Raw genomic sequence first — 1,115 nt, forward strand, 5'->3', positions numbered from 1 at the left:
CCAGCGCCCGGGCCTGCTGCTCTTCGGTCTGATCCCGCTGGCGTTGCTTGCCGTCTATGTCGTGGTGCAGGCCCGGCGCCGGCAGCGGCTGCGCCGCTTCACCGAGGCCGAGGTGCCCCAGTCGTGGTGGCGACACGTTCCCGTCGCGGTTGCGCTGCTGTCGCTGTTCCTGTTGACCGTCGCCCTGGCCACGCCTACGCATGACATGCGCATCCCGCGCAACCGCGCCTGCGTCGTGCTGATCATCGACATGTCGAACTCGATGCGCGCGACCGACGTCGAACCCAACCGGCTCAAGGCGGCCGAGCAGGCGGCCAGCCAGTTCGCCAGCCAGCTGACGCCGGGCATCAACCTGGGACTGGTCGGATTCGCGGGCACGCCCTACCTGCTGGTGCCGCCGACCCCGCAGCACGAGGCGACCCTCGAGGCGCTGAAGAAGCTCGAGTTCGCCGACGGGACGGCGACCGGTGAGGCGATCTTCACCGCGCTGCACGCGGTCGGCGCCGCGGCCATCACCGGCGGGGACACGCCGCCACCGGCGCGCATCGTGCTGGAATCCGACGGGGCCGAAAACGTGCCGCTGGACCCCAACGCGCCGCAGGGCGCGTTCACCGCGGCGCGGGCCGCCAAGGCCGAGGAGGTGCAGATCTCGACGATCTCCTTCGGCACGCCCTACGGCACCGTCGAGTACGAGGGCGCCACCATCCCGGTCCCCGTCGACGACCAGACGCTGCAGGAGATCACCAAGATCACCGACGGCCAGGCGTTCCACGCCGACAGCCTGGAATCGCTGGAGAGCGTCTATTCGACCCTGCAGCGCCAGATCGGCTATCAGACCGTCAAGGGCGACGCCAGCCTGGCCTGGATGCTGCTCGGCGCGGTGCTGCTGGCCGGCGCCGTCCTGGCCGGAGAGTTCCTGAACCGGCGGCTGCCCGCCTAAGCGGTCAGACGGCAGCGTCAGATCGGCAGGCGCCGGTTGATCAGCAGGCCCAGCGCCGCCGCGATCAGCGCGACGACGACGCCCAGGCGCAGCCAGCCGGCGCTGCCGGGGCCGGGCACCGTGCGGAACCCGATGTCGTTCTCGATGGCGTTGTAGCTCTTGTTCAGCTCGCTGA

General features: G+C 70.6%; 1 protein-coding gene. It reads left to right on the forward strand.

What is annotated here, in order from left to right; all coding sequences use genetic code 11:
• Positions 1–13 precede the first annotated feature (13 nt).
• Positions 14–940, forward strand: coding sequence for a VWA domain-containing protein (locus tag A5706_RS05920; RefSeq protein ID WP_068128143.1), 927 nt, complete (start codon positions 14–16; stop codon positions 938–940).
• Positions 941–1,115: the final 175 nt, after the last annotated feature.

The sequence above is a fragment of the Mycobacterium sp. E796 genome (assembly GCF_001672815.1).
Lineage (GTDB): Bacteria > Actinomycetota > Actinomycetes > Mycobacteriales > Mycobacteriaceae > Mycobacterium.